Source organism: Streptococcus sp. 20925_1_77 (assembly GCF_041432125.1).
Classification (GTDB): Bacteria; Bacillota; Bacilli; order Lactobacillales; family Streptococcaceae; genus Streptococcus.
In genome coordinates, this window is the sequence record NZ_JAPVZB010000001.1 from 52,055 (window position 1) to 69,155 (window position 17,101).

Here is a 17,101-nt window from a genome sequence, read left to right on the forward strand (position 1 = left end):
TTCAAACTCCATTGTTCGTGTATCCAGCCGCCACTATCAGATCCCTAGTTCTGTCACTATTCCTCTACCAACTGGATGTCTGCTCCAAGTTGGGTCAATTTATGAATAATATCTGAATACCCGCGAAGGATGTATTCCACATTTGTAATTTCTGTTGTTCCAGAAGCCATGAGACCTGCAATCACTAAAGCCGCACCAGCTCGAAGATCCGTCGCTTTCACACTGGATCCTGCCAATTGATTTGGCCCTTCATAGATAATGTGGTCGTTCAAGGTCGAAATAGTGGCCCCCATTTTAGCCAATTCTGGTACATGGTTGACCCGTTTTTCATAAATCGTATCAACGATTCGTCCACGTCCAGCAGCCGTTAGGAGCAAAGGTGTGATCGGTTGTTGCAAATCAGTCGCAAAACCAGGATAAGGAGACGTTTTGATCTGGATGGCCTTCAAGCCCGTCTGCTTTTCTACAAAGATACTATCTTCAGAAATGGTCATACGCACACCCATTTCCTCTAACTTGGCAATATAACTCTCTAAATGCTCATACAGGACATTGTTGATCTGGATACCTTCTCCAATAGCAGCTGCAAGAGCAATATAAGTTCCTGCTTCGATGCGATCCGGAATCACCTGATGTCTCGTTCCATGCAAATTCTGAACACCATCAATGATAATGATATCCGTTCCTGCTCCACGAATATGGGCTCCCATGTTGTTGAGCAAGGTCACCACATCGATAATCTCAGGTTCCCGCGCAGCATTTTCGATCACTGTCCGACCTTTAGCTTTGACCGCTGCCAAAATCGTATTGATCGTTGCACCGACACTAACAGTATCCATATAGATGTTAGCTCCTTGAAGAGGCTTGCCATCAGTCGCAAGTTTCATACTAGAGCCATCCATGGTCATAGCGGCTCCCATCGCTTCAAAGGCCTTCAAATGCAAATCGATAGGACGTGGTCCAAGGTCACACCCACCAGGAAGCCCAACCGTTGCTTGACCATAGCGTCCTAATAAGCTGCCATAGAAATAATAGGAAGCTCGTAAACTGTTGATCTTTCCAAATGGCATGGGCATATTCTTCACCCCACGTGGATCAATGATCAAACTGTCTTCTTTGCGCTCGATCTTAGCCCCCATGATGGTCATGATTTCAATCAGACTCGCCACGTCGGAGATATCCGGTACCCCATCAAGGGTCACGATATCATCCGCCAGAATGGTCGCCGGAATCAGGGCTACTACACTATTTTTTGCACCACTAATGGTCACCTCTCCTTTTAGAGGGCGACCACCATTTATTACAATTTTTTTCATCTTAATAATTTATTAGCTCTTTCAAGTCTTTTTCCTTTTACTATCGTTTTTTGCAACGGAAATAAAAGGGACAACGTATTCAAAATACTGCATCTATTATACCACAGATCGACCTATTTTTCCATCTGTAGGAATTTTCAAAACGAAAAAAAGCTAGGATCAACTTGACCCTAACTTTTCCATTTCAACTAATTATTTTACAGCTTCTTTCAAGGCTTCAACCTTGTCCAAACGTTCCCATGGAAGGTCGATATCTGTCCGTCCCATATGGCCATAAGCCGCTGTTTGACGATAGATTGGACGTTTCAAATCCAGCATTTGGATAATCCCTGCTGGGCGAAGGTCAAAGATCTCACGCGCTGCTGCTTCTAATTTGCTTTCAGCGACTGTTCCAGTACCGAAGGTATCAATACGAACAGAGACAGGTTGAGCAACCCCAATGGCATAAGCCAATTGCACTTCTGCTTTCTTAGCAAGACCTGCCGCTACGATGTTTTTGGCAATGTAACGAGCTGCATAAGAAGCCGAACGGTCCACCTTGGTTGCGTCCTTACCAGAGAAGGCACCACCACCGTGACGTGAATAACCACCATAGGTATCGACGATGATCTTACGACCTGTCAATCCTGAGTCTCCTTGAGGACCACCTATAACAAAGCGTCCTGTTGGGTTGATGAAGAATTTTGTCTCATCATCTAGGTAAGAAGCTGGAATCACTTCTTTAATGACCTTATTAATCACATCTTCGTGGATTTGTTTATTGCTGACATCTGGATCGTGTTGGGTTGAAATAACAACCGTATCCACGCGCACTGGACGATCGTTTTCATCGTACTCAACAGTGACTTGTGATTTGGCATCTGGACGAAGATAGCTAATTTCCCCAGACTTACGAAGCTCTGCCAAACGACGAACCAACTTATGACTGAGTGAGATTGGCAATGGCATGAGTTCTTCTGTTTCATCCACCGCAAAACCAAACATGAGACCTTGGTCTCCTGCACCAATCAAATCGAGTGGATCTTGATCCGTATTCCCACGTACTTCTAGGGCTTCGTTTACCCCTTGAGCGATATCAGGAGATTGTTCCACCAATGATGGGTGTACTCCAACAGTTTCAGCAGAGAAACCATATTCTGTATTGGTATAGCCAATTTCTGCAATCGTATCGCGAACAACACGGTTAATATCGACATAGGCATTGGTTGAAATTTCACCAAAAACATGGACTGAACCTGTATAAACAGCTGTTTCAGCCGCAACGTGTGCTTCTGGATCTTGCTCTAAAATAGCATCTAAAATAGCATCTGAAATTTGGTCTGCAATCTTATCTGGATGCCCCTCAGATACTGATTCAGACGTGAAAAGTTTACGTTCTGACATAAAAATGTCCCCCCTTAAAAAATATTGTTATAGAGTTACAAAGTACTGATAGACAGTCTATCATCTTATCGGGACCATATAACACTTCATTATAACACATTACAAATGATATGGAAAATGATTTTTCAAGAAGCCCATTAAATCAGCTTTTTCGGGCTATGCGCTATCTAATTAAATCGACTTAAACAGTCCTCAAAGTTCCTAAAAAGTACTTAAAAAAGTTGACAAAAAATACCCCGTAGGGTATCTATCAATTTACGAGTTCAGTAGGCAAGATCTAGCACCCTCACACGGTGCTTTTTTTATCTTCAAAAATGGTAGGCTACCGCGCACCTATTGGTGCTCGATGACCTACCATCTACTTAAATGATAACATATCTTTAAAAATTTTCAACCCTATCTACTTTAATCAGTCTCCATTTTTCAATAATATAGTTCCAATAAATACCAAGACTCCCAGAATAAAGGATAATATATTTGGACCTGTCCAATAAGGATCTGGCGTACCTATAATGGAAATAACAAATAAGATAGCTGCGGCATTTAGGAGTCCTTTACTTCCTTTTCTCATACCAATGAAAAGTAATATAGTCGCAATCATAAAACAAATATAATGGATGGCACCAATATATAAGATCAGTAGATACATGGGGTTTCCTAAAAATAAAGGAAAAATCATAATACCAAGGTGACAGACTGCTATTATAAGGGCGCTCCATAACCAAGACGACTGAAGAATAATTCTTTTTGGCGAATTTTCTTTATCATTGTTTGATCGTATCTCAGCATTCAACTGATCGTTTACATCTATCTCTCCTTTTACTTGAGGGTATTCCATCTCTGGTTTAGTTTCAATAGATGATACATCTTGTACTTTCACCTTGGACTCCCAGCTATCTGCAACTTTATCAAACAAACCAAAAACACGACAAACAATATAAATCGATAAGAGAAGATAAAAGAGACCGTAAAAGCTTATACGAGAGATAAAAGAGTATACTACACCTATCTCAACAAGAGAAGATAAAATTAGCAAAAGAGAAAAGACTTTCTGAAGTTTATCACTTGTACTTGTGATCATAACATTAATCAGAATTAGAAACATTAACTCCATTACAGTGTATTGAAGTGTAAAAGCGTAAATTACACTCGTTCTATCCATACCAAACAATATAAATAATGGAGATATATTGGTTGAGGCAACAAATAGTACTAAATAAGTTATCGTTGATTTCCAACCATCTTTACTTTTCCAATCGTTTAAAAGCTCCCTCATTTCTACATTCTTTATAAGCAAGCAAATCCATATTAAACAAATGATATTTAGCACAAAGGAAATGTTCATCAGATTTGTTAGGGAGAAAGGTGGTAAAAAAAACATCAGTAGTTGAGTAATTGAGAGGAGAAGAACAGCTATCAATCCTTCAACATTTAAACGTTGCTTCATGATTCTCCAAATTAACCAGCAAATAATCATTCCATTCCATATAGAAAAAATACTAGAGGCATTGAACAGTGGTGTATTTCCATTTAAATTTTGAGCATTATAGCTCTCTACTAGACTACTACCATAAGAAACAAGATAAAGAATTGCTTCAAGAATTAGCAGTATACCATACCATTTTTTTCTAGACATAGATTCTCCTCCACTTTCTAAATAAAGTATTAAACTATTCATTTTATTTAAATTATAACATAGTTTGTAATCGTTTTCCTGGCGTATTATCAGTAATAAATAAAAAAGATAGGATTGAACACCCTACCTCCTATCATCACTCTTCATTTTTTAACAATACAGTTCCAATCAATACCATCACTCCTACCACAAGCGGTGGTATATGATTAATCAGCCAATCTGGATCACCCGCAGCAATAAATGAAAAAACATAAATAGCTGCTGCTATAGAGTTGCTTTATTGCCGTTCACATTTCCATTCCAAAGCAGGATAGTGGCAATAACAAAGCTAATAATATGGATTCCCAAAAAGTACAAAAAACTACCAACCCATGATCCTAGTGAAAAGAGACCTAATAAAAGCAAAACGATATAAGCAATGGCTAGGACCGAGGCAAAAGCAAGTATTCCAGATTTCCCAATTCTCTTTTCTGAATCAAATTCACCAACAGGTGAACGAACTTCATCTGTAATCCTTTCCTCTTTCTCTTTTTTTACTGCAGAATGTTTTGGTTGATCTGACATTTCATTTCTTCCTAAAGTTCTTAGTTATCTTTTAAAATAATAGTACTCAAAAATCGACAAAAAGAATTGATTTAACTATCGCTTTGATCGACCCAAATACTTTTTTTAAGTAAAGTGGCCCATACCTATCTTTTAATTAAAAGCTTTTCTCTTCTTTAACCAGGAGTGTTCCGATTAAATCCAGAACACCAAAACATAAGGGAGCAATTCGAAATATTTCCCAGTCTGGATCAAAAGCCAAGATGATTGACAGCAGATAGAGTCCAATACTCGCATAAAGAAGGCTTTTATTCCCCTTCTTCATCCCTAGTCGAATTAGAAAGGCCCCAATCGCAAGACTTAATAAGTTTGGACCAAGGAAAATCAAAACGACAAATCCCCATCCATAACCCGAAAGTGCAAAGAGAGAGACAAACAATACAAGATAGATAATGGATAAGTAAAAGGTCACTGAAAGAAGAATAGAATGTAAGCTATTTTCTTTTGGAGGATTCTGAACAAATACAGAATTAGGATGATCTTCACTGATCTTACTATGTTCGTTATTTTCTTCAAAATGTTTCTCTTTGTCTGTCATCACGGTTTCCTACCTTTCATATAACAACAACCCCAGGTCCCTGGGCGAATAAGAAAATTAGATAGCAAATTTTACGTATCATCACACTCTTCTTCCTCTAGACGAATCAGCCAAGCGTGATCTCAAAAACAAGCTTTCTATTAGATCTATATCAAGTTTCAGACAGGATTTTTTTAAATGAAGTCTGCCTTTGCAATAGCTTCTTTAACCACTTCCAATGGGAGATGAACCAGTTCTACTTCTTTTTCACGGTAGAGGTATTCGGCATATTCATCGATGCGGTATTGATGGATGTATACCACCCGCTTGCAGCCAACTTGGAGTAACTGCTTAGTACAATTGAGACAAGGAAAGTGCGTCACATAAGCTGTGAAGCCTTTGGGAATCCCTCTTTCAGCTCCTTGCAAGATCGCATTGACTTCCGCATGAATCGTACGGACACAGTGTCCCTCGACCATGAGGCAGCCATCTTCTAAACAATGATCTGTTCCAGAAACAGATCCATTATAGCCGGTTGCAATGACCTTATTATCCTTAACCAGAACAGCCCCTACTTTCGCCCGATTACAGGTCGCCCGATTCGAAATCAGTAAGGCCTGAGCTGCAAAATACTCATCCCATGCAAGTCGATTGTGTGTCACCTTTAGGTCCTCCATCTAATATGATTACTCCTATAATTGATTTCATTATAGCATGAAATCAGCAAGAAAAAAAGACTGAGAAAATCTTCCCAGTCTTATAAACATTATTTACCAAGTTTTGCTTTAGCTGCATCTGCAAGAGCTGTGAAAGCTGCTGCATCGTTAACAGCCAAGTCAGCAAGCATTTTACGGTTAACTTCGATCTCAGCTAATTTCAAACCATGCATCAATTGTGAGTATGAAAGTCCGTTCAAACGAGCTGCCGCATTGATACGTGTGATCCACAATTTACGGAAGTCACGTTTCTTTTGACGACGGTCACGGTATGCATAGTAGTAAGAGTTCATTACTTGTTCTTTTGCAGTACGGAACAAGATATGTTTAGCTCCATAGTAACCTTTAGCTAATTTAAGAATACGTTTACGACGTTTGCGTGATACAACGCCACCTTTAACACGTGCCATTTATATTTCCTCCAATATTTCCTAGAATTCTTTACTTACGAATACGCGATTATTTCAAGCGAGTAAGCATTGCTTTGATACGTTTGAAATCTCCTGCATGCACCATAGATGCTTTACGAAGATGACGACGTTGTTTCTTAGTTTTTCCGTGGAAACGGTGAGAAGTGTAAGCACGGAAACGTTTAAGTCCACCAGAACCTGTACGTTTGAAACGTTTAGCTGATGCGCGGTGTGTTTTTTGTTTTGGCATGATATTTTCTCCTTTTTTTAACTTTCTGACAGATTATTTCTTGTCAGTTGCTGGCGCCAATTGCATAAACATTTGACGTCCATCCATCTTAGCTCGTTGTTCGATGATCGCCACATCTTGTGTCGCTTCAGCGAAGTCGGCTAAAACTTTAGCACCAATCTCTTTGTGGGTAATCATACGACCCTTAAAGCGAATGGATACCTTCACTTTATTTCCTTTTTCAAGGAATTTGCGAGCATTGCGAAGTTTTGTATCGAAATCACCCTTGTCAATCACTGGGCTCAAACGAACTTCTTTCACGGTCACAACGCTTTGTTTTTTGCGTTGTTCTTTTTGCTTCTTCTGATACTCAAATTTGAACTTACCGTAGTCCATAATTTTCGCAACAGGAGGTTTAGCTTGAGGTTGAATGAGAACCAAGTCAACATTAGCATCGTCCGCAAGTGCTTGCGCTTCGCTAAGTGGTTTGATACCCAATTGCTCACCTTCAAGACCGATTAAGCGAACTTCACGTACACGAATTTCATCATTGATGAATAAGTCTTGCTTTGCTATGGTTTTCACCTCTTTTTTATTATTCGAGAAAAACAAAGAACGGACCTGCAAAACAGGCCCGAACTACATGATGTATTTCATTACTGAAACTTGATCCGTAGGGGCCAGGCAACTTGCGTCACAAGGCGAGAAGTTCTCACTTCTGCTTTTCTCAACTTTTATATGATATCAAGTTTTTTATTCTTTGTCAAGAAGTTTTTTTGCTTTTTCTTCAATAAATGCAACAACGTCTGCAATTCCAACACCCGTTGTGTCAAAATGAATGGCATCAGCTGCAGGTTTCAAAGGAGAAACGGCACGGTGGCTGTCCTTATAGTCCCGCTCAGCGATTTCTTTTTTCAACAATTCAAGATCCGCTGTGATGCCCTTTTCAACATTTTCCTTATAGCGACGTTCTGCCCGCTCCTCAACCGAAGCAACCAAAAAGATCTTCAACTCTGCATGTGGAAGGACGACTGTCCCAATATCGCGTCCATCCATAACGATGCCCCCCTCTGCTGCAATTTCTTGCTGTAGAGTGACAAGTTTTTCACGGATCGGCGCAAGCGCTGCAACCCATGAAACATTGTTGGTCACTTGGTTATCGCGAATTGGGTGGGTAATATCCACGTCTGCTACAAAGACAAGCTGCTCTCCTTCTTCTGAACGACCGAAACTAATTGGATACTGATCTAAAAGGGCTAAGAGGTCATCAACCTGTTCAGCTGTCAGATTATTTTGCAAAGCTAGATATGTCGCTGCACGATACATAGCCCCCGTATCTAGATACGTATAGCCTAGATCCTTGGCAATGATCTTTGCAACTGTGGACTTTCCACTAGAAGCCGGTCCATCAATGGCAATTTGAATTTGTTTCATGCTATCCTCAACTCCTACTGAATCTTAACGACATCACCAGGATTGGCATACCATGATCCTGTAGACATGTGAGATGGATTTAACTGTTCCAATTGGGCAATGGAAATACCAGCACGCGCAGCAATCGCTGCTTCCCCTTCACCTGCTTGAACAGTGATCGTACCTTCTTCAGAGTTCTCATCTTTTGAACTATCGTCTTTAGCCGCTTGGTCAGTTTGTGCTGCAGGGGCTGATGATTTCTGTTCAACCTTAGTCTCTCCATTGTAGAAACCAGACATTTGTTTTGATTTATTGCTGCCACCTGTTGAAAGGAAAATTAACAAGCAGACCATCGCCACTACTACTACAAAGAAAATAATGGCTAAAATCGTCAATAGACGATCTGCCTTGATTCCGTTTAACTTACTCGTTCTTTTCAATGTTTCTTCTCCATCATCGTAAATATCTTCTTCCCATGGTTCTTTTGCCATGACTTCCTCCTTGTTTTTTCTCGTAAAAATCATTACAATAGAAGTATGAAAGTTACGTTAATTCCAGATCGTTGCATCGCTTGCGGTCTCTGTCAGACCTATTCTGAATTATTTGATTACCATGACAATGGCATCGTTAAATTTGCTGCTGAAGAGGACGACCTCCTCGAAAAGGAAGTTCCTGTCACAAACGATGTTCTTGAGGCTATTAAAGAATGCCCCACTCATGCTCTCTTAAAAGATTAAGAGGGCTTTTTATTTGTTTGCATAATACATCTCATAGTAATCCACATGGATGAAATTGTCCGTCAAGATTACTTCTCCCTTAAAATAAGGATTTAAAGCAAGCGCATTGATAAAGTATTTTTTCGGCCATTTACGCATACAGAATGTCCGACTGCGCGAACCATCATTAAAAATGAGCTTGATCGACTTCTTATTTACTTCGACCTTTTCGATCGAGTCAATCTTCACCTTGATTGGAGTAAAAGGATTGGCAGTAATAATCCGCAAGATCCCATCCTCATAAATCGTGAAGTAACGATGGACCCCAATCGCGAGCAAGGCCATAAATAAAAAGAAAGAAAACAAAACTAGCGTTGGCACACTAGAGCTCTCATACATCAAGGCCAGTCCAATAAAGACCGGAATCACTGCAATGGACCAATAAGTCACAAGAACAGATAAGTCCGGTTGCCAATGATAATGGACCTTTCCAAATATCTTAATCATGAGCGTACCCCCATCTAATAGTTTAGCATAAAAAACAAAAAAAAGGGAGCCTGACAGCCAAAATCACAAAGATTTTTAACTGCTAGCTCTCCTTTTAATTGGATTTGTTGGTTGGGACTTTAAAGAAGTCTTTAGAAAGGTAACCTTTCCCACTAATCAGGTCATATTCAACCATTTTCAAATCCTCTGCAATCTCTTGTGCTTCCCCTTCTAAGGCCTTTTTATCGACACTTGCTTTTTTCAATACTTCCGTCAACAAAGCATAGTAAGGTGAAACTTTTGAATTGGTCTGTTCAAAGACCATAGCAGAGAAATCACTTGAATTGACCAAAGGATAATTCAATTTCGGTGCATCAAAATTACTCCAAATAAAGTAGTCTGTCTGATACTGACTCTCCGGATTATTCTTAAAGGCCGACTCAGGATAGAGACCTGGTAAGTGATCCCCATAGAATACCACTGTAATTTTCTTATCTATTTTAGAAAGACTTTCCAGGAAGGATTGGGTGGCGGTGTCGGTTTGTGAAAGCATTCTCACATACGATGATAAAGATTTGTTTTGTCCATCCGAAAATCCTGGATAACTCGCACTCATATCTATAGGATTCAGTTCCGTCCACGGAGTATGGTTCTGCATTGTAATCACAGAGAAAAATTGACTATTCTTATTTAGATTTTCTTCAATTAAATGATAAGTTGAATCATCACTATAATTCCCACCAACATTATATCCTTTATTTCCTTTGTTTCCATAATGTATAAATTTATTAAATTTTAAATTCCCATATATTACATTTCTTGAATAATTACTAGGACTTGCAATATGAATAACATCCCGATTCTTAGGTTCAAAATAATTACTTATAGATGGAAAATATTTCATATTAGGTGCTACTTGAGTATATAGAATAGAAATGCTTGGAGAAAGGTTGTACATTGGCAATCCTGTTAACGTTTGAAATTCCATATTAGCAGTCCCACCTCCATACCCATCAGATTTCATCAATCCACTAGTTGTTCTGCTCTTGATTCCTTGAATTTTAGGAATTGGATTTGATGAAACTTGAACTTTTTCTATTCTTGATGGATCTGAAAAACTTTCACTTAATACATAAATTACAGTTTGTTCATTGATGAATTGATTTCGATATTTATTTATTTCTTCTGATTTTAAATGGTACTTTTCTTCAATCTTTTTAATAGAAGTTTTACTGTACTTTTCAGGTTTATGCATAATATCGGATGTCATCTGAGAAAACCATACATAGCTATTTGATTTCATTTGCGCATTAACTGTATTTCCAAACCATGCAATATCATACCGATTATTTAAGTTTGCTAATACTGGAATATGTTCACTCATTTTACCATCTTGCCTATTTTTAAAGGAATAGTAGACAGTAGTAAAGAAAAATAGAATAAAAAGAATTGTTACAAATCTAACCAGTTGTGCTTTAAATATTTTACCATAAAGAATTATATCTTTAAAAAACCAATAAATAAATGAAAAGAAAACTATTAATACAAAAACATATAAATAAGAACTTGATCCAACAAATCCTAAAAGCGATCCTGGATTTTTCAACCAACTTAAATCACTTGGTAACAATGGTTCTTGGCGGAACTGATATTTTAAATAACTTGAAATTGAAATTCCAATAATAAACAATACATTTATGATGGTAGTCAACAGATACTCGTTGATAATAGAGTAAAGAAACAAAAACACAGCAAAAAAAATGCTAATTTGAAACAGTGTAGCCCCCGGAAAAATATGTTTTTCCATTACGATTACATCTGTTCGTATACTATATTGAAGAAAATAATTTAATAGTATAGAAAAAACAACACTCGTAAGAACCACCAAGCCAAATCCCGGTTTATTATTTTCTAATTCATTTATCCCTTTTACAATATAACAAGAAATAAAGAAAAAAATGATAACCAAAGTTAAAATCAGTTTATCTAGTTCTATTAAAGTAGGAGTCGTGAGTTTTATAATATTATTTTCAAGAAATTGAGTAATGAAATTACTCCCCATTACCGCGTTAAAAAATTTACTATCAGTAAAACAAAAAGCTGTTAAAGAAAATGCATAGAAAATAGATGTATATATTTCTCGATCATTCGAAATTGGAATTAGATATTTTTCAAAAAATGGGAAAAATACAGAAATCAAATAATGATAGACAAAAGCAACTAGAAAAATTAATACAACATAAAATATGAAATCTACTTTTAAAAAAGAATATTGCAAATATTTAAAAAAAGTAAACTGCTTCTCATTTAATTTTAAACTAACATCAAGTATATATGAGAAGAACAAATACAATACATAGATCACTCCAAATTTAATAAAAAATTTCTTACTCCAAATTTTTGATAATATCATTCCCAAATAGATACTAGAAATACCGATTAATAATATTGAACTATTAAAATAAGGAACCTCTTGCATACGATAATGTGACTTGACTGTAAACTGCATATTAATAACATTTAAAATTAATAATGCAAACGCAAGAGAGAATAGAATAATTTTTAAAATACGTTTTTTAAGATAGTTATTATAAAAGCTATAAATCTTCTTTAAATCCATTATCCTTTTCTTCCTATTGTTCTTTTAATTTTGTTTCGCACTTTTTTTAATAAAGTGTATTTTTCTGTTTGTTCATTTTCAACAGAAAAAAATTCTATTGAAGAATAGACACTATTTAAAATTTCAATTGGAAATTCTGTAACTTCTCTTATTTTATTTTTTAACTGATCAGCTTGAAGAGGATGCGCCTGAATTGCTTTAACTTTTAAAACTGGAACGCGATGTTCTAATATTTTAAAAGGTTTATAGTAAGAAAAATCAGGATGAACCATTCCTTCAGACTGTTCGTTCAAAGTATTAAAAACAACTTTATAATTGAAGCCTGATTTTTTTAGTTTAGATGTCAATTTGGTTTCATAGTTATCAATTACTTGTCTAACATTTTCAAAATTTTTTATACTCGTCCAAAATTTTTGAAAAACTTTAGATAATACTACCGCTTGAGAATAAGATACAAAGTAACTTTGGACATGTTCTTGAAAATACTTCGTTTTTTTAAAGTTTGTCATTCCCCAAAAATCGCAATCTATAGCAGATTCAAATGATCTAAAATAAGGTTCCAATGACCAAAGAGGGCCAATACATGTATCATTCATCAATGTCACAGAATCATATTTTTTCAAATGATCAAAACCAACGTATTCCATTCCATCTCGCCAAGCTGCAAAATCAAATCCGATATTTTCTCTTTGAATAACTTCAGTTATTCCAATCTTGTTCAATTTTCGCATATAATTATTTTCTAAATAACTGTTGGATATCAGAATTATTCGTGAGAAAAGTGGCTTTATTTGCTCTAACTGATAAAGAACATGCTCACTAACCTCATCAAATTTATTATAATGAATATACAAAAGAATTCTATTCATCAACTAAAGTCTCCCAACTACCATTTCTCTGAATCAATCCAGTGGCAGAGTCTTTCGCAGAAATATCATCATCAGAAATATCTGTTCGATTTAACAAAATTATAGGTGAATTATCTCCCTTAGCAAATGCAAGCATTGTATTAGTATTATCTCTTACAGAAACCTGTAATTTCACTTTTATATCATTTAGGCAAGACAAACTACATGAGTAACGAAATCTTTTGTTACCACATCCCTTAGTCATAACATCCAAGGAATTATCATTATAGATCCAAAGACCTCGATCAATCTCCGTCAGTGAAAATGCAATATAGGTTTGTATGTCTTGATTGACATCATAAGAAATCTCAAACTCTATTGGAGCCTCAGGTTGAGTCATCGTATCTGAAAGCAGTTTTACACTTAAATTGGTGACTGCTTCATGCTCTATTGTTACATCATCATTAGAAACTGTTTGGCTGGCTGCATTATCATAACTATATTGGTTCGCGACTTCATCAGGATCACCAACTACTTTGACAAGACCATTTTCAATTAGTACTGCCTTGTTACAATATTTCTTAACCGCATTCATATCATGAGTGACAAGAATGGTAGTTTTTCCTGACTTTTTACGCTCCATAAAGTAATCATTACATTTACGCTGGAAGGCCTCGTCTCCTACTGCAAGGACCTCATCCAAAATCAAGATATCCCCTTGAGCCTTAATGGCAACTGAAAAGGCTAAGCGAACCTGCATCCCTGATGAGTAGTTCTTAAGCTTTTGGTTCATGAAGTCATGCAACTCAGCAAAGTCTACGATGTCATCATACATGGCATCAATTTCAGCTGTTGAGAAGCCCAGCATAGCACCATTCATATAGACATTTTCTCGACCAGTCAGTTCAGGGTTAAAACCGACGCCAAGCTCGATAAAGGATACCAACTTCCCATCGATTGTGACGGAACCTTTTTCCGGCACATAAATTTCTGAAATAATTTTTAAAAGAGTCGATTTCCCAGAACCATTTCGACCGACAATACCATAAAAATCTCCTTTTTGGACTTCAAAGGAAATATCACATAGAACTTCTTGCTTTTTATAACCTTTAATTCCTTTAAAACGGTTCACTAGTGTTGTGCGTAAACTTTGAGTTGACTCTGTTGGTAACTTAAAAAATTTACTTACATGGTCTACCTTAACTGCTACATTACTTGACATTATAAAATCTCCGCAAATCGTTTCGAATTCTTATTGAATACAATTAAACCAATCACAAAAATAAATACAGGAATACAATATGGAATACAAGCTATCATTTTATTCTCAAAGATATCCCAACCACGTGGATTGACTGGATCAATAATAAAATGACGCATATCTTGTAACATTTGAGCTATTGGATTCATCATCAACATTTTAGCAACTGCTAAATGATTTCGTTGCAATAGATAGGTAATCGAATAAATAATAGGACTGGCGTACATACCTGCTTGAAGAACAACTTCCCAGACCGGCCCGATATCACGATATTTAACAAATAAGGCCGATAGAATAAAGGCACACCCCATAGCTAAGATTAACATCTCAATAAATAAAGGAATAATTATTAGAGAATGAATACCAAATGAAACATTATTTATAAGAGCAAACACAAATACTACTAGAAGATTAATAGAAAAATTTATTGCGGCTCCCAAAACTGAGGAAACAACAATTGTTTGCTTAGGGAAATTTAATTTGCGTAGCAAATCTCCTCTTGAAACAATTGATAACATACCCATATTCGTTGCCTCTGTAAAAAATGTCCAAAAAATCATGGACAAGAGAAGTCCAACTGCATAATGTGGAGTTCCATCATCAAACCTCAAAAAACGAACAAATACCACATACATGATACTAAACATCATCAAGGGCTTTAAAATCGACCAAAGATAACCAATTGCTGATCCTTGGTAGCGTAATTTAAAGTCTGTTTTAATTAATTCTCGTAATAAAATTCGATTTTTCTGACTAAAAACGTCAAACATTATTTTTTACCTCGATATGCAAACTTTGTCAGAATCAAGCTGGTAAACACAAAGGTGTGGAAGGCTCGGTTCTTACGATAACCATATTGACGAATCCGTCTCAAACGTTCTCTTAGAGTTACGTCCATGATGGTCACAAAGTTTTCAATAATTTCTTTATTTTGGGGACTGACTGGCAGATCCAATAAATTTTTTGCTTGTTCTTGACTGGACTCGATGAGATTCCAATATTTAGCAAACAAAATATGAGGGCGAACCCAGTTTTTAACCCGTTTTCTTAGGGTTCGAGCTCCAAGAACGTTGCTACTGTGCTGACGGTACAACTCTGTCGGTTGATCGATATAGATGAGCTTCCCGAAGGCAGTTGCCAACAAGGCCAAATACCAATCATGCATGAGAAGCGCATGTTGTTCCTGACCTGTCCATAATTCCGCCAGGGCATGGTTAATCATAGCAACTCCACCAGTTACTGTATTTTCTGTCAATTCTTGAATCAGTTCCGTATTGGCATGATCAGACTGGGTACGAATCATGCTTTCGTGCTGCACATTCAAGTTTTCATCAACCACTTTTAAATCTGTGTAGACCAGCAAAGGCTCTTCTTGCAGATGTTTCTCTGCTTCTTCCACTTGTAGGGCAATCTTTTCAGGAAGCCAGACATCGTCTTGGTCACTGAAGCAATAAAGATCAGCCTTTTCATATTTCAGAAGCGCATGGAAGCTCTTGATGACACCCAGATTTTCGATGGCTCCTTGATTGATAAAGCGAATGCGCTCATCCTGAGCTACTAGCTCTTGAATAATCTCTACCGTACCATCTCTTGACCCATCATCCCGAATCAAGAGTTGCCAGTCCTGATAGGTCTGGTCTTGGATACTTTTGACCTGCTCTTTTAGATACTGCTCACCATTGTAGGTGGACAACAAGATATTTACTTTCATGATAAGAATAATTCCTCGTACTCACCTACAATTTTTTCCCAGGTAAAGTTTTGCTTCATGTTGGCTTTGGCTAATTGACCCCATTCAGATATATCTTCTAAAAAATCAACCTGGTCAATCAAATGCGCCAAATTCCCAGTTTCTTTGGTCCAATATTGGGCTGTGTCCTTTGCGACCGTTTGGTTAAAGGAAACACCTAGAACCAAATTCAGATCCGTCTGAGCAAGAGCCTCTAGGAGACCAGGATTGGTTCCACCCACTTCATGACCATGAATATAGGCGAATGCTTCTTTACGGATATACTTCAACAGGTCTTGATCGTAGACCGTTCCTACAAATTTTACACGTGGGTCCTGATCAAAGCCCGTTCGAGCTCGAAGCTCTTCAAAATAGGGATTGCCTTCATGGTTACAAATGATGACCAAATCCCGCTTGGTTGAAGAGGCTATGAATTCACGAATGGCGGTCTCATAATTGTTTTCTGGGACAAAGCGACCCAAGATCAAGTAATAGTTTTTCTCCTGTGTCTGCCATTTCTGATAGAATTCTCTGACCTTCCTATCCTGACTGGTCAGACTGGTCGGAGATAAGTCCGTCCCATAGGCAATATAGGTCGTCTTGGACCAAGGGTAGGCTTCTTTGATATAGGACTCGATTCCTGGGTTGTCAGAAATCACCAAATCTGCGTGGCGCGTCATGATCTTTTCAGAATACTTGAGATAGGCTTGGATCGGTTTGGCCCACTTGGCCCGCTTCCACTCCAGTCCATCTGGATTGATATAGAATTGACCACCCATTTTATGGATCTTGCGCGCAAAGGGTGCCACAAAGGACCCGATTGTATTACCCAAAACATAAAAAATCGGTTGTTCAATCCCTTGATTCTTGATAACCTTCAAGGCATAGTTGATGGCCATCATATCATAGGCAATGACGCGAGCTGGCCCAAGTTTCGGTGCTTTAATCGTAAAACAATCGACACCCTTGTAGTCAAAATGATGATAGGCTTGATCATTAGAAAGGCAGGCAACATGGTACTGTATATCTGGAGACACTTGATGCGAGACCAATTGGTCCACAAAAGTCTCAAAACCGCCATATTGAGCCGGAAGTCCACGACTTCCGATAATAAAAACATGTTGCATAGAGTTCCCTTTCAAATCATTCACAGTCTATTCAATTATACCATTTTCTAGGCTTTTTGCCTAATCCAAACAGAAAAGGGAATGGTACGGG

Annotated in this window: 19 protein-coding genes and 1 other annotated feature; of the genes, 1 reads left to right on the forward strand and 18 read right to left on the reverse strand. The window is 37.5% G+C overall.

Annotation, left to right across the window (positions count from 1 at the left end; all coding sequences use genetic code 11):
* Positions 1 to 56 precede the first annotated feature (56 nt).
* The 11 genes from O3626_RS00285 to O3626_RS00335 all read right to left on the reverse strand — a co-directional run bounded on the left by O3626_RS00285 (position 57) and on the right by O3626_RS00335 (position 8,714).
* Entirely contained in the window at positions 57 to 1,316 is a 1,260-nt protein-coding gene (locus O3626_RS00285; protein WP_223325723.1) for a UDP-N-acetylglucosamine 1-carboxyvinyltransferase, read from the reverse strand.
* Between the two features lie 192 nt (positions 1,317 to 1,508).
* Complete coding sequence (metK, locus tag O3626_RS00290) at positions 1,509 to 2,699, reverse strand: methionine adenosyltransferase (protein WP_371494522.1); 1,191 nt, start codon at positions 2,697 to 2,699, stop codon at positions 1,509 to 1,511.
* Between the two features lie 409 nt (positions 2,700 to 3,108).
* Positions 3,109 to 4,335 (reverse strand): ABC transporter permease, encoded by a 1,227-nt coding sequence (locus tag O3626_RS00295; RefSeq protein ID WP_371494525.1) that lies wholly within the window; start codon positions 4,333 to 4,335, stop codon positions 3,109 to 3,111.
* Between the two features lie 264 nt (positions 4,336 to 4,599).
* Entirely contained in the window at positions 4,600 to 4,899 is a 300-nt protein-coding gene (locus tag O3626_RS00300) for a hypothetical protein (protein ID WP_371494527.1), read from the reverse strand.
* A gap of 136 nt (positions 4,900 to 5,035) precedes the next feature.
* Positions 5,036 to 5,476, reverse strand: a complete 441-nt coding sequence (locus O3626_RS00305) for a hypothetical protein (protein WP_070586085.1) — start codon at positions 5,474 to 5,476, stop codon at positions 5,036 to 5,038.
* Positions 5,477 to 5,649: 173 nt separating this feature from the next.
* On the reverse strand, positions 5,650 to 6,117 hold the full coding sequence (locus O3626_RS00310; RefSeq protein WP_176745522.1) for a deaminase: 468 nt from the start codon (positions 6,115 to 6,117) through the stop codon (positions 5,650 to 5,652).
* 104 nt (positions 6,118 to 6,221) lie between these two features.
* The gene (rplT, locus tag O3626_RS00315) at positions 6,222 to 6,581 is read right to left on the reverse strand and encodes a 50S ribosomal protein L20 (protein ID WP_000124830.1); all 360 of its coding nucleotides are present in this window, start codon (positions 6,579 to 6,581) and stop codon (positions 6,222 to 6,224) included.
* A gap of 49 nt (positions 6,582 to 6,630) precedes the next feature.
* Positions 6,631 to 6,831 (reverse strand): 50S ribosomal protein L35, encoded by a 201-nt coding sequence (gene rpmI, locus O3626_RS00320; RefSeq protein WP_003003453.1) that lies wholly within the window; start codon positions 6,829 to 6,831, stop codon positions 6,631 to 6,633.
* A 33-nt stretch (positions 6,832 to 6,864) separates the two neighbouring features.
* The gene (infC, locus tag O3626_RS00325) at positions 6,865 to 7,395 is read right to left on the reverse strand and encodes a translation initiation factor IF-3 (RefSeq protein WP_003003721.1); all 531 of its coding nucleotides are present in this window, start codon (positions 7,393 to 7,395) and stop codon (positions 6,865 to 6,867) included.
* Positions 7,396 to 7,411: 16 nt separating this feature from the next.
* Positions 7,412 to 7,540: a sequence feature (ribosomal protein L20 leader region), on the reverse strand.
* A gap of 23 nt (positions 7,541 to 7,563) precedes the next feature.
* Entirely contained in the window at positions 7,564 to 8,244 is a 681-nt protein-coding gene (cmk, locus tag O3626_RS00330) for a (d)CMP kinase (protein WP_070586083.1), read from the reverse strand.
* 14 nt (positions 8,245 to 8,258) lie between these two features.
* Complete coding sequence (locus O3626_RS00335; protein WP_003006692.1) at positions 8,259 to 8,714, reverse strand: SAG1386/EF1546 family surface-associated protein; 456 nt, start codon at positions 8,712 to 8,714, stop codon at positions 8,259 to 8,261.
* 45 nt (positions 8,715 to 8,759) lie between these two features.
* Here O3626_RS00335 and O3626_RS00340 point away from each other — a divergent pair, with 45 nt between their 5' ends.
* Entirely contained in the window at positions 8,760 to 8,960 is a 201-nt protein-coding gene (locus O3626_RS00340) for a ferredoxin (RefSeq protein ID WP_003006690.1), read from the forward strand.
* Positions 8,961 to 8,969: 9 nt separating this feature from the next.
* On the opposite strand, the gene O3626_RS00345 is transcribed toward O3626_RS00340, so the two are convergent.
* From O3626_RS00345 to cps2T, 7 genes are all read right to left on the reverse strand, one after another.
* Positions 8,970 to 9,446 carry an EbsA family protein gene (locus tag O3626_RS00345; RefSeq protein ID WP_371494531.1) on the reverse strand — a complete coding sequence of 159 codons (477 nt, stop codon included), beginning with the start codon at positions 9,444 to 9,446 and terminating at the stop codon, positions 8,970 to 8,972.
* A 94-nt stretch (positions 9,447 to 9,540) separates the two neighbouring features.
* A complete protein-coding gene (locus tag O3626_RS00350; RefSeq protein ID WP_371494533.1) occupies positions 9,541 to 12,045 on the reverse strand; it encodes an LTA synthase family protein in 2,505 nt (834 codons plus the stop codon).
* On the reverse strand, positions 12,045 to 12,914 hold the full coding sequence (locus tag O3626_RS00355) for a rhamnan synthesis F family protein (protein ID WP_371494765.1): 870 nt from the start codon (positions 12,912 to 12,914) through the stop codon (positions 12,045 to 12,047). The genes O3626_RS00350 and O3626_RS00355 overlap by 1 nt, the downstream gene beginning before the upstream one ends.
* On the reverse strand, positions 12,907 to 14,115 hold the full coding sequence (locus O3626_RS00360) for a DUF6165 family protein (protein WP_371494535.1): 1,209 nt from the start codon (positions 14,113 to 14,115) through the stop codon (positions 12,907 to 12,909). The genes O3626_RS00355 and O3626_RS00360 overlap by 8 nt, the downstream gene beginning before the upstream one ends.
* Positions 14,115 to 14,924 (reverse strand): ABC transporter permease, encoded by an 810-nt coding sequence (locus O3626_RS00365; RefSeq protein ID WP_023917808.1) that lies wholly within the window; start codon positions 14,922 to 14,924, stop codon positions 14,115 to 14,117. The genes O3626_RS00360 and O3626_RS00365 overlap by 1 nt, the downstream gene beginning before the upstream one ends.
* The gene (locus tag O3626_RS00370; RefSeq protein ID WP_371494537.1) at positions 14,924 to 15,865 is read right to left on the reverse strand and encodes a glycosyltransferase family 2 protein; all 942 of its coding nucleotides are present in this window, start codon (positions 15,863 to 15,865) and stop codon (positions 14,924 to 14,926) included. Before O3626_RS00370 ends, O3626_RS00365 begins: the two co-directional genes overlap by 1 nt.
* Positions 15,862 to 17,010 (reverse strand): beta 1-4 rhamnosyltransferase Cps2T, encoded by a 1,149-nt coding sequence (gene cps2T, locus O3626_RS00375; RefSeq protein ID WP_371494539.1) that lies wholly within the window; start codon positions 17,008 to 17,010, stop codon positions 15,862 to 15,864. The genes O3626_RS00370 and cps2T overlap by 4 nt, the downstream gene beginning before the upstream one ends.
* Positions 17,011 to 17,101 lie beyond the last annotated feature (91 nt).